23 protein-coding genes are annotated in these 23,763 nt (G+C 69.4%); 14 read left to right on the forward strand and 9 right to left on the reverse strand.

From position 1 onward, the window contains the following. Positions 1-34: 34 nt before the first annotated feature. Positions 35-727 (reverse strand): response regulator, encoded by a 693-nt coding sequence (locus ACZ6WN_RS27180; RefSeq protein ID WP_465869213.1) that lies wholly within the window; start codon positions 725-727, stop codon positions 35-37. After that, entirely contained in the window at positions 724-2,346 is a 1,623-nt protein-coding gene (locus tag ACZ6WN_RS27185; RefSeq protein WP_465869215.1) for a sensor histidine kinase, read from the reverse strand. Before ACZ6WN_RS27185 ends, ACZ6WN_RS27180 begins: the two co-directional genes overlap by 4 nt. Positions 2,347-2,469: 123 nt before the next feature. On the opposite strand from ACZ6WN_RS27185, the gene ACZ6WN_RS27190 reads away from it, so the two are divergent. Beyond that, the gene (locus ACZ6WN_RS27190) at positions 2,470-3,819 is read left to right on the forward strand and encodes a cation:dicarboxylate symporter family transporter (RefSeq protein ID WP_465869217.1); all 1,350 of its coding nucleotides are present in this window, start codon (positions 2,470-2,472) and stop codon (positions 3,817-3,819) included. Positions 3,820-3,886: 67 nt separating this feature from the next. Here ACZ6WN_RS27190 and ACZ6WN_RS27195 read toward each other — a convergent pair whose 3' ends face one another. Beyond that, positions 3,887-4,231 (reverse strand): hypothetical protein, encoded by a 345-nt coding sequence (locus ACZ6WN_RS27195; RefSeq protein ID WP_465869219.1) that lies wholly within the window; start codon positions 4,229-4,231, stop codon positions 3,887-3,889. A gap of 250 nt (positions 4,232-4,481) precedes the next feature. On the opposite strand from ACZ6WN_RS27195, the gene ACZ6WN_RS27200 reads away from it, so the two are divergent. The 6 genes from ACZ6WN_RS27200 to ACZ6WN_RS27225 all read left to right on the forward strand — a co-directional run bounded on the left by ACZ6WN_RS27200 (position 4,482) and on the right by ACZ6WN_RS27225 (position 12,092). After that, entirely contained in the window at positions 4,482-5,789 is a 1,308-nt protein-coding gene (locus ACZ6WN_RS27200) for an ABC transporter substrate-binding protein (protein ID WP_465869221.1), read from the forward strand. Continuing rightward, complete coding sequence (locus ACZ6WN_RS27205; RefSeq protein ID WP_465869222.1) at positions 5,786-6,781, forward strand: carbohydrate ABC transporter permease; 996 nt, start codon at positions 5,786-5,788, stop codon at positions 6,779-6,781. Before ACZ6WN_RS27200 ends, ACZ6WN_RS27205 begins: the two co-directional genes overlap by 4 nt. Beyond that, a complete protein-coding gene (locus tag ACZ6WN_RS27210) occupies positions 6,781-7,620 on the forward strand; it encodes a carbohydrate ABC transporter permease (protein WP_465869224.1) in 840 nt (279 codons plus the stop codon). Before ACZ6WN_RS27205 ends, ACZ6WN_RS27210 begins: the two co-directional genes overlap by 1 nt. Before the next feature lie 98 nt (positions 7,621-7,718). Further along, the gene (locus ACZ6WN_RS27215; protein ID WP_465869226.1) at positions 7,719-8,867 is read left to right on the forward strand and encodes a potassium channel family protein; all 1,149 of its coding nucleotides are present in this window, start codon (positions 7,719-7,721) and stop codon (positions 8,865-8,867) included. Between the two features lie 229 nt (positions 8,868-9,096). Then, the gene (locus ACZ6WN_RS27220; protein ID WP_357334978.1) at positions 9,097-9,381 is read left to right on the forward strand and encodes a DUF3263 domain-containing protein; all 285 of its coding nucleotides are present in this window, start codon (positions 9,097-9,099) and stop codon (positions 9,379-9,381) included. A gap of 374 nt (positions 9,382-9,755) precedes the next feature. Continuing rightward, on the forward strand, positions 9,756-12,092 hold the full coding sequence (locus ACZ6WN_RS27225; protein WP_465869227.1) for a M4 family metallopeptidase: 2,337 nt from the start codon (positions 9,756-9,758) through the stop codon (positions 12,090-12,092). 59 nt (positions 12,093-12,151) lie between these two features. Here the strand turns inward: ACZ6WN_RS27225 and map are convergent, their stop codons facing one another. From map to ACZ6WN_RS27240, 3 genes are read right to left on the reverse strand one after another with little or no spacing between them, the layout of a single operon-like run. Next, positions 12,152-12,919, reverse strand: coding sequence for a type I methionyl aminopeptidase (gene map / locus ACZ6WN_RS27230; protein ID WP_350659017.1), 768 nt, complete (start codon positions 12,917-12,919; stop codon positions 12,152-12,154). A 37-nt stretch (positions 12,920-12,956) separates the two neighbouring features. Next, positions 12,957-14,189, reverse strand: a complete 1,233-nt coding sequence (locus tag ACZ6WN_RS27235; protein WP_465869228.1) for an RNA polymerase sigma factor — start codon at positions 14,187-14,189, stop codon at positions 12,957-12,959. Then, positions 14,186-14,629 carry a YciI family protein gene (locus ACZ6WN_RS27240; protein ID WP_465869230.1) on the reverse strand — a complete coding sequence of 148 codons (444 nt, stop codon included), beginning with the start codon at positions 14,627-14,629 and terminating at the stop codon, positions 14,186-14,188. Before ACZ6WN_RS27240 ends, ACZ6WN_RS27235 begins: the two co-directional genes overlap by 4 nt. 114 nt (positions 14,630-14,743) lie before the next feature. On the opposite strand from ACZ6WN_RS27240, the gene ACZ6WN_RS27245 reads away from it, so the two are divergent. Further along, positions 14,744-15,514 carry a GNAT family N-acetyltransferase gene (locus ACZ6WN_RS27245; protein ID WP_465869232.1) on the forward strand — a complete coding sequence of 257 codons (771 nt, stop codon included), beginning with the start codon at positions 14,744-14,746 and terminating at the stop codon, positions 15,512-15,514. Here the strand turns inward: ACZ6WN_RS27245 and ACZ6WN_RS27250 are convergent, their stop codons facing one another. Then, a complete protein-coding gene (locus tag ACZ6WN_RS27250; RefSeq protein WP_465869233.1) occupies positions 15,515-16,459 on the reverse strand; it encodes a D-2-hydroxyacid dehydrogenase family protein in 945 nt (314 codons plus the stop codon). Between the two features lie 108 nt (positions 16,460-16,567). Between ACZ6WN_RS27250 and ACZ6WN_RS27255 the strand changes: the two genes are divergently transcribed. Continuing rightward, positions 16,568-17,200 carry a ClpP family protease gene (locus ACZ6WN_RS27255; protein WP_465869235.1) on the forward strand — a complete coding sequence of 211 codons (633 nt, stop codon included), beginning with the start codon at positions 16,568-16,570 and terminating at the stop codon, positions 17,198-17,200. Further along, the gene (locus ACZ6WN_RS27260; RefSeq protein ID WP_465869236.1) at positions 17,197-17,802 is read left to right on the forward strand and encodes a ClpP family protease; all 606 of its coding nucleotides are present in this window, start codon (positions 17,197-17,199) and stop codon (positions 17,800-17,802) included. Before ACZ6WN_RS27255 ends, ACZ6WN_RS27260 begins: the two co-directional genes overlap by 4 nt. Positions 17,803-17,805: 3 nt before the next feature. Here the strand turns inward: ACZ6WN_RS27260 and ACZ6WN_RS27265 are convergent, their stop codons facing one another. After that, positions 17,806-18,126 carry a helix-turn-helix domain-containing protein gene (locus tag ACZ6WN_RS27265; protein WP_465869237.1) on the reverse strand — a complete coding sequence of 107 codons (321 nt, stop codon included), beginning with the start codon at positions 18,124-18,126 and terminating at the stop codon, positions 17,806-17,808. Between the two features lie 263 nt (positions 18,127-18,389). On the opposite strand from ACZ6WN_RS27265, the gene ACZ6WN_RS27270 reads away from it, so the two are divergent. Further along, positions 18,390-18,857 (forward strand): hypothetical protein, encoded by a 468-nt coding sequence (locus tag ACZ6WN_RS27270; RefSeq protein ID WP_465869238.1) that lies wholly within the window; start codon positions 18,390-18,392, stop codon positions 18,855-18,857. A 110-nt stretch (positions 18,858-18,967) separates the two neighbouring features. Beyond that, a complete protein-coding gene (locus tag ACZ6WN_RS27275; protein WP_465869239.1) occupies positions 18,968-19,447 on the forward strand; it encodes a hypothetical protein in 480 nt (159 codons plus the stop codon). On the opposite strand, the gene ACZ6WN_RS27280 is transcribed toward ACZ6WN_RS27275, so the two are convergent. Next, positions 19,448-20,131: an MBL fold metallo-hydrolase gene (locus tag ACZ6WN_RS27280; RefSeq protein WP_465869241.1), complete on the reverse strand. Its 684-nt coding sequence runs from the start codon at positions 20,129-20,131 to the stop codon at positions 19,448-19,450. A 149-nt stretch (positions 20,132-20,280) separates the two neighbouring features. Between ACZ6WN_RS27280 and uvrA the strand changes: the two genes are divergently transcribed. Further along, on the forward strand, positions 20,281-23,244 hold the full coding sequence (gene uvrA, locus ACZ6WN_RS27285; protein ID WP_465869242.1) for an excinuclease ABC subunit UvrA: 2,964 nt from the start codon (positions 20,281-20,283) through the stop codon (positions 23,242-23,244). A 75-nt stretch (positions 23,245-23,319) separates the two neighbouring features. Beyond that, complete coding sequence (locus tag ACZ6WN_RS27290) at positions 23,320-23,742, forward strand: Rieske (2Fe-2S) protein (protein ID WP_465869244.1); 423 nt, start codon at positions 23,320-23,322, stop codon at positions 23,740-23,742. The last annotated feature ends 21 nt before the right edge of the window (positions 23,743-23,763 follow it).

A 23,763-nucleotide genomic window follows, 5' to 3' on the forward strand; every position in this document is an offset into this window, starting at 1 on the left:
CCGGGCGCGAACCATTTAGGGCCCGTCGTCCGGCTCAGAGCCAGGAGTAGCCGACCTCGGGGCGGCCGCCGCTAGGGCCGTAGCGGACCCCGCGGGTGGCCAGGCCCTTGTCGGCGAGATGCTCGAGGTAGCGCCGCGCGGTCACCCGCGACGCGCCCACCACCGCCGCGACCTCGCTCGCGGACAGGTCGCGCTCGGCCTCGCGCAGCGCGGCCGTCACCGCCCGCAGCGTCTCCGCGCTCATGCCCTTGGGCAGCGGTGTGCTCCCGCTGGGCCGCAGCGACCCCAGGAGCTGGTCGACCTCGTCCTGGACGACCTCCTCGGGGGCGGCGTCCAGCCGGGCTCGGTAGTCGGCGTACTGCTCGAGCTTGTCCCGGAAGGTCGCAAACGTGAACGGCTTGAGCAGGTAGAGCACGACCCCCTGCACGACGGCCTGCCGCACCACCTTCGTGTCCCGCGCCGCCGTCACCGCTATCACGTCGCACAAATGGCCGGCGGCCCGCAGCCTGCTGAGCAGCCCCAGCCCGTGCCCGTCGGGCAGGTTCATGTCGAGCAGGATCAGGTCCACCGGAGTGCCCGCGTCGCGAGCCGCGTCGAGGGCGCGGACCGCCTCGCGCGCCGAGCGCGCGACCCCGGCCAGGGCGAAGCCCGAGACCCGGCCCACGTACGCCGCGTGGGCCTCGGCAGCCAGCGCCTCGTCCTCGACGACCAGCACCCGCACACTCATGCCGCCACCTCCGTCGCGAGCGTGACGGTGAACTCCGCACCGCCGAGATGGGAGCGGCCGATGGCGACCTCGCCACCATGACGCCGGGCGATCTGGCCGACCAGCGCGAGGCCCAGGCCACGGCCGGTGCCGGGCTCGGCCTTCGTCGTCCAGCCGCGGTCGAGGACGCGCGCCGCGTCGGCGTCGTCCAGGCCCGGGCCGCTGTCGCCCACGCGGACGACGAGGGCGTCGTCGTCACCGGTCAGGTGGACCTCGACCTGGCGGGCCTCGCGGCCGGAGACGGCATCGATGGCGTTGTCGACGAGGTTGCCCAGCACCGTCACCAGGTCGCGGGGCGGGATGCCGGTGCCCGGTGGCACATCGCCCACGATGCGGAACTCGACGCCCTGCTCGGCGGCCTCGGCCGACTTGCCGAGCAGGAGGGCGGCGACGACCGGGTCCTCCACCGCGCCGACGACCCGGTCGGTGAGGAGCTGGGCGACCTGGAGCTCCTCGGTGGCGAACTCGACCGCGTCCTCCTCCCGGCCCATCTCGATCAGGGACACCACCGTGTGCAGCCGGTTCGCGGCCTCGTGGTTCTGCGAGCGGAGCGACTCGGTGAGGCGACGTACGACCTCGAGCTCGCCGGTCACCGAGCGCAGCTCGGTGTGGTCGCGCAGCGTCACCACGGCGCCGACCTCGCGGCCGTCCCACAGCGCCGGGGCCGAGGAGACGACGAGGATCCGCTCGCCGGCGAGGTAGAGGTCGTCGGACTCGGCGGTGCGGCCGCGGGCGGCGGCGACCAGCCCGGGAGCCAGGCCGAGGTCCTCGATCGGGGTGCCGATGACGTCGTCCGGCAGCGCCAGCAGGCGCCGCGCCTCGTCGTTGACCAGCTGCACGCGCCCCTCCCCGTCGAGCAGGAGCAGACCCTCGCGGACCGAGTGGAGGACGGCGGAGTAGTACTCGTACATCCGGGCCAGCTCGCGCTCGCCCATGCCGTGGGTCAACCGGTGCAGGCGCCGGCTCAGCAGCCAGGCGCCGATGAGTCCGGCGGCCAGCACGAGCCCGCCGCACAGCAGCACGATCGCGACGTCGCGCTTGAGCCCGCGGTTGATGTCGCTGACCGTGATGCCGACCGAGACGAGCGCGACGACGTCGTCGCCGGCCTCGACCGGCACCACCGACCGGACCGAGGGGCCGAGGGTCCCGGTGTACTGCTGGGTGAAGACCTTGCCCTGCGGTGCGCCGCCGAGGTCGCCGACGAACTTTCCGCCGATCTGGCGCGGGTCGGTGTGGGTGTAGCGGGTGCGGTCCAGGTCCATCACGACGACGAAGTCGGTGTCGGTGTCGCGGCGTACCTCCTCGGTCCAGGGCTGCAGGGTCGCCGTCGGGTCCTTGCCGCGCAGCGCCGTACGGACGGTGGGGGAGTCGGCGACGGTCTGGGCGACGGCCACCGCGCGCTGGGTGGCGCGGCTGTAGGAGTCGCGCTGGGCGTCGTAGGAGGCCATCAGGATGCCGGTGACGACGAGCAGCAGCACCGTGCCGAACTGGAGGAGCAGAACCTGCTGCGCCACCGGCCGATCGCGAAGGACGCGGGGGCGGAACGGGTGGACACGGGACACGATCTCATTCTCACCCACCGCGGTCGCCTCGTTGTGATGGCGGCCACGAACACAACGAACACAACAGTGACGGTCGTCACGTTCTGCCGGAGAGTTGCCCGAGTTGCCCAGAGGGCAGGACACAGCGGACCAGGAGGATCGATGAGTACGACCACCACAGAGACAAGACCCAAGAAGGACCGGACCCACTATCTCTACATCGCGGTGATAGCCGCGGTGATCCTTGGCATCCTGGTCGGGTTGATCGCCCCGTCGTTCGCGGTGGAGCTGAAGCCGATCGGCACGGCGTTCGTGAACCTGATCAAGATGATGATCCAGCCGATCATCTTCTGCACCCTGGTCATCGGCGTCGGGTCGGTCGCCAACGCGGCCAAGGTCGGCAAGGTCGGTGGCCTGGCGCTGGTCTACTTCATCGTGATGTCCACCGTCGCCCTGGCGATCGGCGTCATCGTCGGCAACATCATCGACCCGGGCACCGGCCTCCAGATCAGCACGGACGCGTCCAGCGCGGGCCAGGAGGCTGCCTCGGAGGGGCACGCGAGCACGACCGACTTCCTGCTCAGCATCATCCCGACCTCGCTCTTCTCGGCGTTGACCTCCGGCATCGTGCTGCAGACCCTGCTGGTGGCACTGCTGGTCGGCTTCGCGCTGCAGCGGATGGGGGAGTCGGGCAAGCCGATCCTCAACGCGATCACCGCGATCCAGAACCTCATCTTCCGCGTGCTCGCGATGATCATGTGGGCCGCCCCGGTCGGCGCCTTCGGTGCCATCGCCGGTGTCGTGGGGGAGACCGGCATCGACGCCCTGAAGAGCCTCGCGGTCATCATGATCGCCTTCTACGTCACCTGTGCGATCTTCGTCTTCGGCATCCTGGGCGCGATCCTCAAGCTGGCCACCGGCGTCAACCTCTTCAAGCTGCTGAAGTACCTCGCCCGCGAGTTCCTGCTGATCCTCTCCACCAGCTCGTCCGAGTCCGCGCTGCCGCGCCTGATCGCGAAGATGGAGCACGCCGGTGTCGAGAAGGCGACCGTCGGCGTCGTGGTCCCCACGGGCTACTCCTTCAACCTCGACGGCACCGCGATCTACCTGACGATGGCCTCGATCTTCATCGCGGACGCGATGGGTGACCCGCTGAGCATCGGCGAGCAGATCGGTCTGCTGCTGTTCATGATGATCGCCTCCAAGGGCGCCGCCGGTGTGACCGGTGCGGGCCTGGCGACCCTGGCCGGCGGGCTCCAGTCCCACCGCCCGGAGATGGTCGACGGGGTCGGGCTCATCGTGGGCATCGACCGGTTCATGTCCGAGGCCCGTGCGCTGACGAACTTCGCCGGCAACTCGGTCGCCACCGTCCTGGTCGGCCACTGGACCAAGACCATCGACCACCGCCAGCTCGACCGTGTCCTGGACGGTCAGGACCCGTTCGACGAGACGACCATGGTCGACGACCACGCCGCGCCGCCCGCGGCCGCGACGGAGAAGACACCCGTCTAGACCCCATGACAACGGGCCGTACGCCGCGCGAGCACGCGCGACGTACGGCCCGTTGTCGTGCGACCTGTCAGCGGTTGCGGTAGAGGATCCGAGCCAGCTGGAACGGCGCGACGCGCCACGTACCGATCGGCTCGTCGTCGAGGCCGATCCGGCCGAGCGCGGCGACGATCCAGGAGAACGCGAAGCAGCCGAGACCGGCGACGGCCCAGATCCCGACCGTACGCCAGGCCAGGTCGCCACCGAAGGCCCGGAAGATGCCGATGACGGCCGCGACCACGGCGATCGCCCCGATCAGCCAGAAGAGGATCGAGCAGATGACAGCCGCCAGCCGGCCGGCCACGGCCAGGGGGTCGCGAGGCTGGTGGTGGGACCCGTGACCGGGGCCTTGATGGGGAGGGTGCGGATAGTTCATTTGGGCCCTGATTCTGGCCTAACTCCGCCGCCGGAGCCACACCGGGCTGGCGGGTCTTCCCGGCGCCGGAGTGCCTGAGAGGTATCCTCCTGCGCGTTCTCGGGTGAGTGTTCGACAATTTCCCCGGGACATCGATGGACCGTAGCGACTAATGTTACGGAGATCACATAACGAGGCGATGCCTCGTGGACCCGACGCGGCCTGCGTGGCACGACTCCGTGGATCAAACGACGATGGAGGGTGCAATCAGATGCACGTGCGAAAGTGGCAAATCGGAGCAGTGGCCGCAGGTCTGCTCGCCGTGACCGGCTGTGGTGTTCCCGGTGGCGGTGGCAGCAACGATGCCGGCGACACCGAAAAGGGAGACGGCAGCATCCAGATCCTCGGCGCGATCCCCGAGGGCGAGGCGGTGGGCCTCAACGCGGCCCTCGACACCTTCACCAAGGAGACCGGGATCGAGGTGACCTACACCCCCTCCACGGACTTCACCACCGAGATCCGCACCAAGGTCAACGGAAACGACGCCCCCGACATCGCGCTCTTCCCGCAGCCCGGTCTGGTCGGCGACCTGACCGAGTCGGGTGACACGCTCCCGCTCGACGACCTCATCGACGTCGACTCGCTCGACGACACCATGATCCCGGGCCTGATGGACTCGGTCGAGATCGACGACAAGACCTACGGCGTCCCGATCCGTGTCTCCATGAAGTCGCTGGTCTGGACCCCGAAGAACTTCGAGCAGTCCGGCTACAAGACGCCCACGACGTGGGACGAGCTGATGACGCTGCAGGACCAGATCATCGCGAAGGGCCAGACCCCGTGGTGCCTGGGCGCCGAGGCCGGCGCCGACACCGGGTGGGTCTTCACCGACTGGGTCGAGGAGATCGTCCTGCGCCAGGAGGGCCCGGAGTTCTACGACGACTGGGTCTCCCACGACGTCCCGTTCAACGACCCGAAGATCGTCCAGGCGATCGAGACCATGGGCGACATCATCAACAAGCCGAAGAACGTACGCGGCGGCGCCGACGGCACCCTGAGCGAGCCCTTCGGCGACTCCCCGCTCCCGCTCTTCGACCCGAAGCCGGGCTGCGAGATGCACCGTCAGGCCAACTTCATCACCACCTTCTTCCCGAAGGAGGTCCAGCAGGACCTGGCCGGCAACGTCGGCGTCTTCGCCCTGCCGGGCAACATGGAGGGCGGCTTCGAGGGCAACCCGGTGCTCGGCGGCGGTGACATGGCGACCGCCTTCACCAACGACACCGACGTGGTGGAGCTGATGGAGTTCTTCGCGTCGCCCGACTTCGGTGCCGAGTGGGCCAAGGCCGGCGGCTGGCTCTCGCCGAGCACGGAGTTCGACAACTCCAACTACGCCGACCCGATGTTCGGCGAGATCGCGACCCTGCTGCAGGACGCCGACACCTTCCGCTTCGACGGTTCGGACCTGATGCCCGCACAGGTGGGCGCCGGCACGTTCTGGAGCGAGATGAACGCCTACGTCGGAGGTGAGAAGAGCGCTCAGGAGGCAGCCGACGCGATCGAGGAGAGCTGGCGCGGATGAGCGATGATCCGTTCCTGAAGATCGTCAACGGCCTCCTCGCGATCGTCCTGGGTGTCGGCGGCACCGCCGCTCTCTACTGGCTGCTCAACTTCCTCTCGGGCCTGCTGCCCGGCCAGTGGGAGCGGCGGGTCAAGCCGTACGTCTTCATCGGCCCCGCCATCGTGGTGGTCACCGTGTTCCTGGTCTACCCGGCCGTGATGACGGTGATCTACAGCTTCGCCGACGCCAACAGCATCAACTGGGTCGGGTTCGAGAACTACACGTCGCTCTTCCGGGACGACGAGTTCATCGGCACGCTGGTCAACAACCTGCTCTGGATCCTCATCGTCCCGGTCGGCAGCGTCATCGTCGGCCTGCTCGTGGCGGTCCTGGCCGACCAGCTCAAGGCGTTCCCGGAGCGGGTCGCGAAGTCGGTCATCTTCATGCCGATGGCGATCAGCTTCGTCGGGGCGAGCACGATCTGGGGTTTCGTCTACGCGACCAGGTTCGCGCAGGGGGACAAGCAGATCGGTCTCCTCTCGGCGATCTCGACGAGCCTCGGCTTCGAGCCGGTCGCCTGGCTGCGCATCCAGACCGGAAACCTCAACGACCTGCTCCTGATCGTCATCATGATCTGGTTGCAGGCGGGCTTCGCGATGGTGCTGCTCTCCTCGGCGATCAAGAGCGTCCCCGACGACACCGTGGAGGCCGCGCGCATCGACGGTGCCAGCGAGCTCCAGATCTTCTTCAAGGTCGTCGTGCCGCAGATCTGGCCGACGGTGATCGTGGTCTTCGTGACCATCCTCATCCTGGTGATGAAGGTCTTCGACATCGTCTACGTGATGACCGGTGGCCGGTCCGGCACCTCGGTGCTGGCCAACACCTTCGTCCTCGAGCTCTTCGAGTTCGGCGACGCCGGTCGCGCGGCCGCGGTGGTCGTGGTCCTGATGATCGCGGTGATCCCGGTGATGATCTACCAGATGCGCCAGTTCAAGAAGCAGGAGGCCCGCTGATGAGGAACCTCACCCTCGGCAGCGTCGCTGTCCGCGTGGGCATCTTCCTGCTCTGCGTGCTCTGGTTCATCCCGACGCTGGGTCTGCTGATCTCGTCGTTCCGCGACGAGGCCGACGTGAAGTCGTCGGGGTGGTGGACGGTCATCACCGACCCGTTCTCCCAGTGGACGCTGGACAGCTACTCCCAGGTCCTCGAGAGCGGGATGGCCAACGCCTTCGTGAACTCGATCGTCGTCTCCGTCCCTGCGACGGTGCTGCCGATCATGATCGCCGCGTTCGCTGCGTACGCGTTCACGTTCATGCGGTTCCCGGGGCGCAACGTGCTGTTCATGCTGATCGTCGGGCTGCTGGTGGTCCCGCTGCAGGTGGCGTTCGTGCCGCTGCTCAACCTGTTCGGGACCTACGACCTCAACGGCACCTTCCTCGCGGTGTGGCTGGCCCACACGGCGTTCGGGATGCCGTTGGCGGTCTTCATCCTGCGCAACTACATGGCGACCCTGCCGCACGAGATCATCGAGTCGGCCGAGATCGACGGGGCGTCCCACTACCAGACCTTCTGGAGGCTGATCGTGCCGATGTCGGTGCCGGCGCTGGCCGCGTTCGCGATCTTCCAGTTCCTCTGGGTCTGGAACGACCTGCTCGTCGCGCTGATCTTCCTCGGCGCCGGCGACAACGAGGTCGTGACGATCACCCTGCGTGACCTGATCGGCGACAAGGGCCAGGAGTGGCACCTGCTCACCGCCGGTGCGTTCATCACGATGACGGTGCCGCTGCTCGTGTTCTTCTCGTTGCAGCGCTACTTCGTCCGCGGCCTCACCGCTGGGTCCGTCAAGGGCTGAGCTCCGTCCGCACACGGCGGGCGCCATGTCTCCTCGGAGGCATGGCGCCCGTTCGTGCTTCCCGGCGATCGGTCGGTGACCGGTCGGTGACACGGCGGATGTCGAGGCACTCCTGCAGCAGAGGGTGGAGGGCGGCGGATAGGGTCGGAGATGTGTCCGAGACATCTGCATATGCCCCCCGGTGGGCCGGCGTCGAGCAGATCGCTCTTCCCGAGACGGTGCGGTCGCCGTGGTGGCAGCTCGGGCGGCGGCTGCTGGCCGCGCTGGCGATCCTGGTCGGCACGGTCCTGCTGGTCTACCTCGACCGCGATGCGTACGCCGACAACAACGATCCCACGGGCCAGATCAGCCTGATCGACGCGATCTACTACACGACGGTGACGCTGAGCACGACCGGCTACGGCGACATCGCCCCGGTCGAGGCGCATGCGCGGATGATCAACGCGTTCATCATCACGCCGGCCCGCATCGCCTTCCTGGTGCTGCTGATCGGCACCACTCTCGAGGTCCTCACCAAGCAGGGCCGTGACCTGATCCGAGTCGCTCGCTGGAGGAAGAAGATGTCCCAGCACATCGTCGTCGTGGGCTACGGCACCAAGGGCCGCAGCGCCGTGGAGACGCTGCTCAGCAACGGTGCCGACCCCGAGGAGTTCGTCGTCGTCGACCCCGATCCGGTGGCGCGTTCGGACGCCCACTCCGACGGGATCGCGGTGGTCACCGGCGACGCGACCCGGCGCGAGGTGCTGATGCGAGCCGGCGTCAAGGACGCCGAGCAGGTCATCATCACCACCAACCGTGACGACTCCAACGTGCTCACGATCCTGACGGTGCGGCAGATCAACCCGGACGCGTGGATCGTCGCCGCGGCCCGGGAGCGCGAGAACGCGCCGTTGATGAAGCAGTCCGGCGCCGACTCGGTGATCACCTCCGCCGACGCGGTCGGCCGGTTGATGGGTCTCTCCACCATCTCGCCGACCCTGGGCTCGGTCATGGAGGACCTGCTCAACTCCGGTATCGGCCTCGAGGTCGCCGAGCGTGACCTGCTGGTCAACGAGGTCGGCAAGCAGCCGCAGCAGCTGGCCGACCAGGTGATCGCGGTCGTGCGCGACGAGAAGGTCTTCCGCTACTTCGACCCGGTCGTCGGCACCCTGTCGCGCGGGGACCGGCTGGTCGTCGTGCGGGCGGCGAAGGAGCTGCCCTGGGCGCCGCGTCCGGGGACGCACGGCGAGGAGACCGCTGACGCCTAGCCGGCGGAGCCGGCCGAGCCGGCTGAGACACCTGCCGAAATAGAAGTCAGCCGCTGGCGTCTCGGGTCACCAGCGGCTGACATGGAAGAGATTAGCCGACGCTCCGGCGACCTTCAAAGAGTTGATCTGCACTTTTATGAAGATAGCCCGAACGGGCTATGCCGGGTAGTTCGAGACGGCAGTGCGTGGCGGGTTCGAGGGCGACCGCCGCGCCTGGGATGATGTCCGCATGACCGAGGCGCCCCACAGCCCCGGGTCTGCCGACGGGCAGCCGGGACTTTCCGAGAACGAGAAGCGACTGCTCGACTTCGAGCGCTCCTGGTGGTCGGCCGGCACCGGCCGCGACGACGCGGTCCGGGAGCAGCTCGGGATGAGCGCGGCCGAGTACCACCGCGCCGTCAACGACCTGATCGACAAGCCCGAGGCGCTCGCCTACGACGGCGTCCTGGTGCGCCGGCTGCGGCGGCAGCGCGACGCGCGGCGTACGCAGCGCGCGAAGAACCCGCGTCAGTAGCCTTCTCGGGCCAGTTTCCATGGTCCGTCGGAACCATTTGCACACTTTTGCATTGCACGTGCTTGCACGGACGTGGATCTGTCGGCTAACGTTCTTCTTGTCAGCCGCTGGTGACCCGAGACGCCAGCGGCTGACTTCTATTTCGGGGCACGTCCGGACCGGCCGTGGCAGGCGAACGCCTCCGGCCGCAGATGCGAAAACTGACGCATCCGGTATGTGCCCGTGGGTATTCATATGTTGTCGTAAAAGCGACTCGATGCACTGCACGGTTATGAATCACTCACCTGATTGACCGGCTTCGAGTCCGCTCGCCACTGTCCATGAGTCAACATCGGCTGCTCCGCCTCGGCGGGGCCGGCTCAAGGAGAGTCTGCGTGAACAACAGACGCGTAGCGCAGGGCCTGACCATGGCCCTCATCGCGGCAGTGGCCGCCATCAGCATGCCCACAGGCGTGCAGGCGGCCACCGACCCCAAGCCCGGCAAGGGCGCCGTGGCATCGCAGGAGACCGACGACGGCCGCGCGGTCGTCAGTGGCAAACAGGCCAGGACCAAGGCGGAGAGGTCGGCCGCGGCGTTCGTCGCCGCCGACCCGGCGGCGCTGAAGCTCGGCACCGCCGACGAGGCGGTCAGGCTGAAGACGTACCAGTCCTCCGGACTGCAGTACGTCTCCTACGACCGCACCCACCAGGGCCTGCGCGTCGTCGGCGGTGACTTCGTCGTCGCCGCCGACGCCGAGGGCAACCTGCTGGGCACCTCGGTCGCCCAGGACGCACCGGTCGAGGTGGCCACCACGAAGCCCGCGATCACCGAGGCGAAGGCCGAGAAGGTCGCCCGGGGCAAGGTGACCGGGCCGGCCGTCGAGTCCACCGAGCTGGTCATCGTCCAGGGCGAGGCCGGGTCGGACCTGGCGTACGAGACGATCGTGACCGGCACCCGCGCGGGTGAGCCCTCGCGGCTCTCGGTCTTCGTCGACGCGGCCACCGGCAAGGTGCTCTCCACCAAGGAGCACGTCGTGCAGGGCACGGGCAGCTCGGGCTACTCCGGGACCGTGTCGATCCCGACGCAGCTCTCCGGCTCCACCTACTCACTGATCGACCCGTCCTCGACGACCCTGAAGTGCCAGAACGCGACCGGCAACGTGACCTACACCGGCACCGACGACTCCTGGGGCAACGGCGACCCGACCAACCGGGAGACCGGCTGCGTCGATGCGTTTTATGCCGCCCAGCAGGAGAAGGGGATGCTGACCTCGTGGCTGGGTCGCTCGGGCATGGACGGCTCGGGCGGCTGGCTCCCGGTCCGCGTCGGTCTCAACGACGTGAACGCCTACTACGACGGCACCCAGGTGCAGATCGGCCACTCGCAGTCCGGGTCGCGCTGGATCGGCTCGCTCGACGTCGTCGCCCACGAGTTCGGCCACGGCATCGACGACCACACCCCGGGCGGGATCTCGGGTGGCAACACCCAGGAGTTCGTCGCCGACACCTTCGGCGCGGCGACCGAGTGGTACGACAACCAGAGCGCCAACGACACCCCCGACTACACCGTCGGTGAGGAGGTCGACCTGGTGGGCGCCGGACCGATCCGCAACATGTACAACCCCTCGCTGGTCGGCGACGACAACTGCTACTCGTCCTCGACGCCGGGCGACGAGGTCCACGCCGCCGCCGGACCGGGCAACCACTGGTTCTACCTGCTCGCCGAGGGCTCCAACCCGACCAACGGCCAGCCGACCTCGCCGACCTGCAACTCCTCCACCGTCACCGGTGTCGGGATCCAGAAGGCGATGAAGATCATGTACAACGCGATGCTGCTGAAGACCTCATCGTCGTCGTACCTGAAGTACCGCACCTGGACGCTCACCGCGGCCAAGAACCTCTACGGCACCACGACCTGCACCGAGTTCAACGCGGTCAAGGCCGCCTGGAACGCCGTCTCGGTCCCGGCCCAGACCGGTGACCCGACCTGCACCCCGGGCGGCGGCAGCAGCCCCGTCACGGTGGCCTCGCCGGGCTCCCGGACCGGCACGGTCGGCACCGCGATCTCGTCCTTCGCGGTCACCGCCTCGGGTGGCACCTCGCCCTACACCTACACGGCCACCGGCCTTCCGGCCGGCATCTCGATCTCGACCTCGGGCACCGTCTCGGGTACGCCGACCACGGCCGGCACCTACACGCCGACGGTCACCGCGACGGACTCGGCCGGTGTGACCGGCTCGGTGCAGTTCACCTTCACCGTCTCCGGTTCCGGTGGCGGCACCTGCTCGGGCCAGAAGCTGACCAACCCGGGCTTCGAGTCCGGCGCGACCGGCTGGACCGCCTCCTCGGGCGTGATCGACAGCTCGACCGGCGCTCCGGCGCACTCGGGGTCGTACAAGGCCTGGCTGAACGGCTACGGCAGCACCCACACCGACACGCTGTCGCAGTCGGTCACCATCCCGTCCGGGTGTGCGGCCACGCTGACGTTCTGGCTCTACGTCGACTCCGATGAGACGACCACGACCTCGGCGTACGACAAGCTGACCGTCAAGGCCGGCTCGACCACCCTGGCGACCTACTCGAACCTGAACAAGGGTTCGGGCTACGTCCAGAAGTCGATCAGCCTCAGCGCTCAGGCGGGCTCGACACTCACCCTCACCTTCACCGGTACGGAGGACTCCTCGCTCGCGACGAGCTTCCTGATCGATGACACGGCAGTGACCCTGTCGTAGGTCGAACAACGCGGCGCCCCCGCTCCCTTCGCGGGAGCGGGGGCGCCGTCGTTCGTACGTCAGTCGCGGGCCGTCAGGATCAGGGGCCCGTCCTCGGTGATCGCGACGGTGTGCTCCATGTGGGCTCCGCGGGAGCCGTCGGCGCTGCGCAGGGTCCAGCCGTCGGGGTCGGTGAAGATCTCGTCGGTGGTGTGCAGGAACCACGGCTCGATCGCGATGACGAGACCGGGCTGCAGCTTGAAGCCGCGGCCGGGGCGACCGTCGTTGGCGATGTGCGGGTCGCCGTGCATGGTGCGGCCGACGCCGTGGCCACCGAACTGGGTGTTGATCTTGAGGCCCTTCGCCCGCGCGACCCCGGCGATCGCGTGGGAGATGTCGCCGACCTTGTTGCCGACGCGCGCGGCATCGATGCCGGCGGCGAGCGCCTGGGTGGTGGTCTCGATCAGGTCGAGGTCCTCCTGGCGGGGCGTGCCGACGACGACGGAGAGGGCCGAGTCGGAGACCCAGCCGTCGACGCTGGCCGCGAAGTCGACGCTGAGCAGGTCGCCGTCCTGGAGTTTGTAGTCGAAGGGCAGACCGTGCAGCACACCGTCGTTGACCGAGGTGCACAGCACCTTGCCGAACGGCATCGCGCCGAAGCTCGGGTGGTAGTCGATGTAGCACGACTCCGCGCCGCGGTCCTTGATCATCTTGTGCGCCAGCTCGTCGAGCTCGAGCAGGTTCACACCCACGGCGGCGTGCTCGCGGAGTGCGGTCAGGACATCGGCCACGAATCGGCCGGCGGGCTTCATCTGCTCGATCTGGGTCGGGGTGCGCAGTTCGATCACAGGCACAGACTATCCTGAGAACCGTTCTCAGTAGAACTCAGGAGCGAGCATCCCGCAAGGCCGCCGCCTTCGAGGTCAGGAATCGGCGCTCGGCGAGGTTGGTGGCCCGCACCGAGGCGAGGTCGTACGCCGCGGCCGCACCCTCCAGATCGCCGGCGAGCTCCAGCAGGTGCGCGCGCACGGCGGGCACCCGAGGATGGTCGCCGAGGCTGCCGTCCGTCTCGCGCACGAGCTCGTCGAGCAGGGCGAGCGCGGGGCCCGGGCCGTCGGCGTACCCGACCGCGACGGCCTTGTTGAGCGTCACGATCGGGCCGGGCGCGACCTTCTCCAGCAGTCCGTAGAGCGCGGTGATCTGCAGCCAGTCGGTCTCCTCGGCGGAGGCCGCGCGATTGTGGAGGGCGGCGATGGCCGCCTGGATCTGGTAGGTCCCCGGGCGGCCGGTGCCGATGACGGTGTCGACCAGCGCGACGCCCTCACGGGTGGCCTCGGTCCGCCACCGGCTCCGGTCCTGGTCGGCCAGCGGCACCACCGCGCCGTGGGCGTCGACCCGGGCCGGCCGGCGGGCGTCGAGCAGCAGCATCAGCGCCAGCAGCCCGCCGAGCTCGCCGTGGACGCTCCCCGTCATCCGGGCGAGCGCGGTGCGGGCCAGGCGGGTCAGCCGGATCGCCTCGGCACACAGGTCGACCCGCTGCAGGTGGTCGCCCTCGGTCGCGACGTACCCCTCGTTGAAGAGCAGGTAGAGCACCTTCATCATCGCCGGGATCCGCGCGGCGAGGTCGGCGGCGCCGTCGATCCCGAGCGAGCGTCCCTTGATCGTCGCCTTGGCCCGGGAGATCCGCTGCGCCATCGTCTTCTCCGGGACGAGGTAGGCGTGCGCGATCTCCCGGGTGGTGAGCCCGCCGACCGCCCGCAGGGTCAGCGCCACCGCCGAGGCCGGGGTGAGGCTGGGATGGCAGCAGAGCAGGAGTATGTCGAGGGAGTCGTCGACTGCTGAAGCGAGGCCCGAAGCGATCGGATCCGCCGAGGTCTCCCGGTCGCGCCGACGTGACTCGCTGCGCTTGGCGTCGACGAGGCGGTGCATCGCGGTCGCGATCAGCCAGCCGCGCGGGTTCTCCGGGACACCGCGCTCCGGCCAGGTGCGTACGGCCTCGACCAGCGCCTCCTGGACCGCGTCCTCGGCGGTGTCGAAGTCGCCGCTGCGCCGGGTGACGACGGCGACGACCTGCGGCGTGAGGTCACGCAGCAGGTCGTCGGGCAGCGCCGTGGTCACTCGATGCTCGCCTCGCCGAAGGCGATCGTGTCCTCGACCGAGGAGCCGTCGGTGCCGTGGTACATCCGGCGCACCTGGATCGGCTGCTCGATCGGCCGCCCGCCCGGGCCGGGGGCGGCGGAGTAGAGCCCGGCGATCTCCAGGGCGCGCTCGCGGGTCTCGGCGTCGATGATCATGTAGCCGGCGACCCACTCCTTGAACTCCTGGAACGGCCCGTCCGTGACGGTCTTGTCGGTGCCGTCGGAGGTGACCACGAACGCCTGGTCCGGAGGCGTCAGCGCCTCGACGTGCACCAGCTCGCCGGACTCGGTCAGTGCCTTGTTGAGCGCTTCGTAGTAGCCCATGTGGCCCTGCACCTCCTCCGGCTTCCACCCGGCCATCCCGCCGGGAGTCTCGTCGTTGCCGCCTTGGTAGTCGAGGATCATCAGGTAGCGAGGCATGTCCTCACCCTTCCACTTCGGGCGCTCCTCGTGAGCGCCATTCACGAGAGGAACGGAGCCGGTCGCCGGATAACTACATGCTTTCGCCACAGACTTCGGCGTAGGTTTCTCGCCGTGCTGAAGGCCTATGACGAGCAGTTGCGAACCGATGCCGAGACTCCCGGGGCGGTGTCGGTGACCCAGCACGGGCCGCTGCGGCTGATCACCTTCGAGGGTGGGCGGGGCTTCGTCTCCTACCAGGATCTCGGTGGGGCCGACGAGGCCGGGATCGAGGCGCTGGTCGCGGCGGCGGTGGCCCACTTCGAGGCCGACCCGGCGATCGAGGAGGTCGAGTGGAAGACCCGCGGCCACGACGTCGCTCCCGGACTGCACGAGACCCTGGTCCGGCACGGCTTCGAGCCGGAGGATCCCGAGTCGATCATGGTCGGCGAGGCCCACCTCCTCGCCGTCGACGTCCCCCTGCCCGACGGGGTCGTCCTGCGGTCGATCACGACCGCGGAGGACCTTCGGGCCGCCGGCGTCATGCAGGACGGCGTCTTCGGGTCGCCGACCTCCGCGGGACGGTTGAACGAGATGGTGCGCCGGATCGCGGCGGGGGAGACCGAGATGTGGGTCGCCGAGGCGGACGGTGAGATCGTCAGCGCCGGCCGGATCGACCCGGTCCCGGGCACGGAGTTCGCCGGCATCTGGGGCGGCGCGACCCTGGAGGAGTGGCGCGGCCGCGGTATCTACCGCGCCCTGACCGCCGTCCGCGCCCGCACCGCCATCGCGCTCGGCAAGCGCTACATCCACAGCGACTCGACCGAGTTCTCCCGGCCGATCCTGGAGCGTTCTGGGCTGGTCAAGGTCGGCACCACCACGCCGTACGTCCGTCGCTTCGACTGATCAGTCGCCCGTGGCCGCCAGGCGGCGGATCGGATCACCGGCCAGCCAGGCGGCGATGTCCTCGACCGCGCCCCCGTAGAAGCGGCGGTAGTTGTCGTCGGTGACGTAGCCGAGGTGCGGGGTCGCGACCACGTTGGGGAGGTGGCGCAGCACGTCGTCGGCGGGAAGCGGCTCGATGTCGAAGACGTCCAGCCCCGCGCCGGCGATCGTGCCGGAGCCGAGGTGGGCGATGAGCGCCTCGGTGTCGACCAGCCCGGCGCGCGAGGTGTTGACCAGATGGGCGGTCGGCTTCATCGAGGCCAGGTCGGCGTGGCCGACGAGGTGGCGGGTGGTCTCCGAGAGGACGAGATGGACCGAGACGATGTCGCTGGTCCGGAACAGGGTGGCCTTCTCGACCGCGCGCACCCCGAGCGGCTCGGCACGCTCGGGGGTGAGGTGGGGGCTCCAGGCGATCACCTCCATCCCGAACGCCTGCCCGACGGCCGCGACCCGGGCGCCGATCTTGCCGAGCCCGAGCAGGCCGAGGGTGCGGCCGTGGAGGTCGCTGCCGACCGTCCGCTGCCAGGCGTGGCCGGTCGCCTCGGTGACGAGGTGGCGGGTCAGCGCGTGGATCAGCGCCCAGGTCAGCTCGACCGGAGGGTGCGGGCTCGACGTCGTGCCGCACACGGTGATCCCCAGCCGGGCCGCTGCCGCGAGGTCGATCGAGGCGTTGCGCATCCCGGTCGTGACCAGCAGCTTCAGGTCCGGGAGTCGTTCCAGGAGGGTGGCCGGGAACGGCGTACGCTCCCGCATCGCCACCACGATCTCGACACCGGCGAGCGCCCGGACCAGGGCGTCCGGCGCCAGATGCTCGGTCACCGCGGTGATCTCGACGCCGTCGAGAGAGTCCCACGCGGCGTACGTCCTCGCCACGTCCTGATAGTCGTCGAGAATCACGCAGCGCACGACCCCAACCTATCGACACGACCATCGGTCGCGCCGTTCTGCTGTGGGCAGATCTGCCTGCGGCAGATTCGCTGGTACGCGGCGGGGGAGTGCTTCAGAGTCGAGGACATGACTCAGACACCAGTGGCGGCCGGGCCGCTCGACGAGCAGCTGACGGCGCGGCTGCAGAACCAACGGATCATCGTGCTCGGCCAGGAGGTGGACGACGCGATCGCCAACCGGATCTGCGCGCAGCTGCTCCTGCTCAGCGCCGAGGACCCGCACCGCGACATCTCCCTCTACATCAACTCGCCCGGCGGCTCGGTGACGGCCGGGATGGCGATCTACGACGTGATGCACCTGATCCCGAACGACGTCTCCACGCTGGGGATGGGGATGGCGGCCAGCATGGGCCAGTTCCTGCTCACCGCGGGCACCCCGGGCAAGCGCTACGTCCTGCCGCACACCGAGGTGCTGCTGCACAAGGGGTCCGCGGGGATCGGCGGCTCCGCGGCCGACATCGAGGTGCAGGCTGCGCGGCTGGCGCGGATGACCGAGCAGATGCTGCGGATCACCGCCGCCCACACCGGTCAGAGCGTCGAGCAGATCGACCACGACTCGCTGCGCGACCGGTGGTTCACCGCCGAGGAGGCGCGCGAGTACGGGTTCGTGGACGAGGTGCTCGACGACGTGCAGTCGGTGACGCCGGTCCAGCAGCGCAGCGCCGCCTTCGGCCTCTCCACGGCGGGGGCGACCCGATGAGCTCCTACACGATCCCCTCGGTCGTCGAGAAGACCCCGCGTGGCGAGCGGGCGCTCGATGTCTACAGCCGGCTGCTCTCCGACCGGATCGTCTACCTCGGTACGCCGATCGACGACGGTGTCGCCAACGTGGTGATCGCGCAGCTCATCCACCTCGAGTCGGACGCGCCGGACACGCAGATCGAGCTCTACCTCAACTCTCCGGGCGGCGACCCGACCGCGATGTTCGGCATCTACGACACGATGCAGTTCCTGCGCTCACCGGTCGCGACCACCTGCGTCGGCCAGGCAGCGGGCTCCGCGGCGGTGCTGCTGGCCGCGGGCGATCCGGGCCGGCGTACGGTCCTGCCGCACGCGCGGGTCGTGCTGCAGCAGCCGGGCCAGGACGGTCAGCGGGGCGATGTCACCGACCTGCAGGTCGCGGCGAAGGAGATCGGCCGGGTGCGGGCCGAGATGGATGCGCTGCTGGCGCGGCACACCGGTCACGGCACCGACCAGATCCACCTCGACACCGAGCGGGACCTCGTCCTCGGGGCCGAGGAGGCGGTGGCGTACGGCCTGGCGGACGCCGTCCTGGAGAGCCGCAAGCTCACCTCGGTCTGAGGCTCAGGCGGCGAGAGCCAGGGGGCCGGAGGGGCGGGCGCCCGCGCGCAGCGTGCGGGTGACCCGCTCGGTGAGGTCGACCAGCCCGAGGCCGAGCGCGCCACCCACCGCCTCGAGCACCTCGGAGCTGGGCTCCTTGCGGCCGCGCTCGATCTCGGAGAGGTATTGCGTCGAGACACCGGCATCACCGGCGACGTCGGCCAGGGTGCGCTCCTGGCGGGACCGCTCCTCGCGGATCGCCCGGCCCGCGGCCTCACGCCACAGCGGCGCCGGTCTGTCGTGGTCCGGCAACGGATGGCCGGGAAACCTGATCACTTCGCCCATGCTCACACACTAGCGCTGCACGCGAGGCTCGGACGGGCCGTTCGCGCCGGGCGAACATGCGCCCCACCAGGGCTTATATCGGTCGAACGATAGATGATGGGGACTTGCCAGCGAGCCACGACACCCCGATAGTGGTCGCACAGTTTCGATCTTTGTGGGTCTACTGTGCACGACCAGAGAACTTGTCGAGTCGTTGGTATCACGGGGGAATCGTGTTGCATCGCAAGCAGATCGCCTTGGCTGGAATGGCAACGGGGCTGGCCATGACGAGCATCGGGATCGGTGGCCTGATCGTCGGCAACGCCGGGGCCGAGGAGCCAGGACACAGCTACGCCACGGACGAGTCCGGGATCAGCCTGATCTCGCCGGTCTCGCCGGTCGCGCCGCTGGAGAAGTCGTCCTCGACGCCGTCGCAGGCCGGTCCGTCCAGCCAGATGGGTCCCGAGAGCCAGGACCCCGAGGTCACCGAGCCGGTCCCGGCGAGCCCGCGGTCGGTCGAGGAGTCGGCCGACGGGTCGATGTCCCCGGTCCCGGCCCGACCCACGCAGGTGCCCTCGGAGCAGCGGCCCTCGGGCAGGCCGACGGCGTCGCCGAGCGAGCCCAGCGAGTCGCCGAGCGAGAGCCCGAGCGAGCCCAGCGAGTCGCCCAGCGACCCGAGCGAGTCGCCGAGCGAGCCGACCGAGTCGCCCAGCGAGCCCAGCGAGTCGCCGAGCGAGAGCCCGACCGACTGACCCGGGCTCCCGGAGCGCCGAACTGGATGCCCCGGGGAGGGTAACGCTCGAGGCCGTGCTGCCCTACGCTGTGCGCCACACCAGGCGCGGGGCGGTTACAGGGAGTCGAGTTGCAGAGCAAGCAGGTCGCCGTGGCAGGCATCCTGACCGGCGCGGTCATGACCGGACTCGGGGTGGTGGTCCTGATCGCCGGCTGGGCGCAGGCCGAGCGACCCGATCGTGACCCGGCCACGGGTGTCGAGGACATCGGAAACGCCTATCCCGACGTGGATCCGCTGCCGCCGCTGCCCGACGCGAAGCCGTCTCGGGTGCCCTCCCCGGGCTCGACCCCGCGTCCGTACGGCCCGGGAGCCGATCGAGACGGAACGGGGTACGAGCCGGGGGAGGCCGAGCCCTCGACGGCGGGCGGCCCTGACCGGCCGACGGCTTCGCGTGAGCCGGACGAGCCCGCCGAGACCGATGGCTCGACGCCCACCTCCGGACCCACGCGCACGGCGGACCCGGAGCCGAGTGCCACGCCGACCGAGTCCGCCGATCCGACCACGGACCCGACGCCGACGGAGACCGTGACCCCGCCTACGGAGCCGTAGTCACCAGCCCCGCTCGCGCCACTCGGCCAGGTGGGGACGCTCGGCGCCGAGGGTGGAGTCGTCGCCGTGGCCCGGGTAGAACCAGGTCTCGTCGGGGAGGGTGGCGAAGATGCGCTCCTCCACGTCGTCGAGCAGCTGGGTGAAACGTACGGGATCCTGCTGGGTGTTGCCGACGCCGCCCGGGAACAGGCTGTCGCCGGTCCACAGGTGAGGGCTGCCCTCGGGGTCGCGGTAGACCAGGGCGACCGATCCGGGGGTGTGCCCGCGCAGCGCGATCACCTCGAGGGTGCAGTCGCCCACGGCGACGGTGTCCCCGTGGGAGAGCGTGCGAGAGATGGGTACGCCGGTGGCCTCCGTGATCGCGGCGGCGTCGGGCTCGCCGGCGAGGGTGGCGGCGCCGGTTGCGGTGGCGACGGCGGCCAGGGCCCGGTGGTGGTCCCAGTGCTGGTGGGTGGTCACGACGGTGGCCAGGTTCTCGCCGACGAGGGGGAGCAGGGTCTCCGGTTCCGCTGCGGCGTCGATGAGAAGCTGCTCGCCGGTGGACCGGCAGCGCAGCAGGTAGCAGTTGTTGGACATCTGGGCGTCGACGGCGACCTTCGTGACGGTCAGCCGGCCGAGCTCGCGCACGTCGGCCGGGCCGCCCGGTTTCACCGCGCCTGTATAAGTGGTAGGGGCATCGCTCATACGCCTATGCAAGCACGTCGGACCCGACCAGAAGTAAAATGTCGGTGCTCCGTGAGAGGGTGCCATCTGGGAGTCTTCCCAGCGTCGTATGATGCGAACATCTGTTCGACGCGGTAGCGCGATGCGATAGCACTGGACGAGGAAAGAACGTGGCGGAGCAGCAGCTGATCATCCGGGGAGCCCGGGAGCACAACCTGAAGGACGTCTCCCTCGACCTGCCTCGGGACTCGATGATCGTGTTCACCGGCCTGTCCGGAAGCGGGAAGTCGAGCCTGGCGTTCGACACCATCTTCGCGGAGGGCCAGCGTCGCTATGTCGAGTCGCTCTCGGCGTACGCTCGACAGTTCCTCGGTCAGATGGACAAGCCCGACGTCGACTTCATCGAGGGGCTCTCCCCGGCGGTGTCGATCGACCAGAAGTCGACCTCCAAGAACCCGCGCTCGACGGTCGGCACCATCACCGAGGTCTACGACTACCTGCGTCTTCTCTACGCCCGCGCCGGTCGGCCGCACTGCCCGGTCTGCGGCGCGCCGATCGAGCGGCAGACGCCGCAGCAGATCGTCGACCACGTGCTCACCCTGGAGGAGGGCCGCCGCTTCCAGGTGCTCAGCCCGGTGATCCGGGCCCGCAAGGGGGAGTACGTCGAGCTCTTCAGCCAGCTGCAGCAGCAGGGCTACTCCCGGGTGCGGGTGGACGGCGAGACCTACCAGCTCGACGCGCCGCCCAAGCTGGAGAAGCAGAAGAAGCACACCATCGAGGTGGTCATCGACCGGCTCGCGGTCAAGGAGTCCTCCAAGCGGCGGCTGACCGACTCGGTCGAGACCGCGCTGGAGCTGGCCGGCGGCCTGGTCGTCTTCGACTTCGTCGACAGCGGCGAGCAGATGAAGTTCTCCGAGCGGATGTCGTGCCCCAACGACCACCTGCTCGATACCGACGAGCTCGAGCCGCGGTCGTTCTCGTTCAACTCGCCCTTCGGTGCCTGCCCGGCCTGCACGGGCCTCGGCACCCGGATGGAGGTCGACCCCGAGCTGGTCGTCCCCAACCCGGCAGCCACGCTCGCCGAGGGCGCGCTGCAGCCGTGGTCCCAGGCCCACGTCGCCGAATACTTCCTGCGCCTGCTGGAGGCGCTCGGCGGTGAGCTCGGCTTCGACCTGGACACCCCCTGGGAGGACATCCCGGCCGCCGGGCAGAAGGCGATCCTCGACGGTCACGGGCGCAAGGTGCACGTGGTCTCGGTCAACCGCTACGGCCGCCGCCGTTCCTACGACGCCGAGTTCGAGGGCGTACGCCGCTGGGTGGAGCGGCGCCACAAGGAGGCCGAGTCCGACACCACCCGGGAGCGCTTCGAGGGCTACATGCGCCAGGTGCCGTGCCCGACCTGCAAGGGCACCCGGCTCAAGCCCGTCTCCACCTCGGTGACCCTGGGGGAGCGGAGCGAGGGCGGTCTCAACATCGCCGAGCTGTGTGCGCTGCCGATCAACGAGGCCGCGGAGTGGCTCGACACGGTCGAGCTCAGCGGCCGGGAGCGGCAGATCGCCGAGCAGGTCCTCAAGGAGATCCAGGCGCGGCTGCGCTTCCTGCTCGACGTCGGCCTCGACTACCTCTCCCTCGAGCGGCCCTCGGGGTCGCTCTCCGGCGGTGAGGCCCAGCGGATCCGGCTGGCGACCCAGATCGGGTCGGGTCTGGTCGGCGTCCTCTACGTGCTGGACGAGCCGTCCATCGGTCTCCACCAGCGCGACAACCACCGGCTCATCGAGACCCTCGAGCGGCTCAAGCGGCTCGGCAACACCCTGATCGTCGTCGAGCACGACGAGGACACCATCAAGGTCGCCGACTGGGTCGTCGACATCGGCCCCGGCGCCGGCGAGCACGGCGGCCAGGTGATCCACTCCGGAACGGTCGAGGAGCTGCTCGCCAACGAGCACTCGGTGACCGGCCAGTATCTGGCGGGTCGCCGTGAGATCGCCGTCCCGGCCGTCCGCCGCCCCCGCACCGCCGGGCGCGAGCTGACCGTCCACGGTGCCAAGGAGAACAACCTCAAGGACATCGACGTCACCTTCCCGCTGGGGCTCTTCCTCGCGGTCACCGGCGTCTCGGGCTCGGGCAAGTCGACGCTCGTCAACGACATCCTCTACACCGCGCTGGCCAAGGAGTTCTACCGCGCCCGCACGGTCCCGGGCCGGCACACGAAGATCTCCGGCCTGGACAACGTCGACAAGGTGATCCACGTCGACCAGTCCCCGATCGGGCGTACGCCGCGGTCCAACCCCGCCACCTACACCGGCGTCTTCGACCACATCCGCAAGCTCTTCGCCTCCACCCCGGAGGCCAAGATGCGGGGCTATCTGCAGGGCCGCTTCTCGTTCAACGTCAAGGGCGGCCGCTGCGAGGCCTGCTCCGGCGACGGCACGATCAAGATCGAGATGAACTTCCTGCCGGACGTGTACGTCCCGTGCGAGGTCTGCCACGGCGCGCGCTACAACCGCGAGACGCTCGAGGTCCACTACAAGGGCAAGTCGATCGCCGAGGTGCTCGACATGCCGATCGAGGAGGCCGTGGAGTTCTTCGCCGCCGTGCCCGCGATCGCGCGCCACATGAAGACGCTGGTCGAGGTCGGCCTGGGCTACGTCCGGCTGGGCCAGCCCGCGACCACCCTGTCGGGTGGTGAGGCGCAGCGCGTCAAGCTCTCCGCCGAGCTGCAGAAGCGCTCGACCGGCAAGACGCTCTACGTCCTCGACGAGCCCACCACCGGCCTCCACTTCGAAGACATCCGCAAGCTCATCGGCGTGCTGTCCTCACTGGTCGACAAGGGCAACACCGTGCTCGTGATCGAGCACAACCTCGACGTGATCAAGACCGCCGACTGGATCATCGACATGGGCCCGGAGGGCGGCAACCGGGGTGGCACGGTGATCGCCGAGGGCACTCCCGAGACCGTAGCCGCGACTCCCGGCAGCCACACCGGTGGCTTCCTCGCCCCGCTGCTCGACGGCAAGGCCGCCGAGCAGCCGCCGGACAAGCCGGTGAAGGCGAAGGCCGCTCCGGCCAAGGCGACGGCGAAGAAGGCCGCAGCGAAGAAGACCGCGGCGCGGAAGAAGGTCAGCACCTCCTGACCCGAGATCGAGATTTGCCTGAAGGTTTGCGCTCGGCGGGCGACGTGCGAGGTCGACGTGCCTATTCTGGGCGGCATGAGTGAATCTCGAATCACCCGCCGGAAGGTCGTAGGCGGGGCCGCGGTCACGGTCGTCGGTGTCCCGCTCCTCGCAGCGTGCGGCGGCAGCGACTCCGGCGGGACCGGTGGCGGTGACTCCGGGTCGACGGGCGACGGCCCGCTCATCGCGACGAGCGAGATCCCGGTCGGCGGCGGAGTGATCGTCGCCGACCGCAACCTGGTGGCCACCCAGCCGACCGAAGGCACGTTCAAGGTCTTCTCCGCGATCTGCACCCACCGCAGCTGCCCGGTCACGAAGGTCGCCGGTGGCACCATCGACTGCCCGTGCCACGGCAGCCGGTTCTCGATCGAGGACGGCTCGGTGACCCAGGGCCCGGCGAACAGTCCGCTGGAGGAGGTCGCCTTCGAGGTGACCGACGGAGAGATCGTCCCCAGCTGAGAGGTCGCCTCGGCTGAGGCT

The sequence above is a fragment of the Nocardioides sp. NPDC054178 genome, from assembly GCF_055585005.1.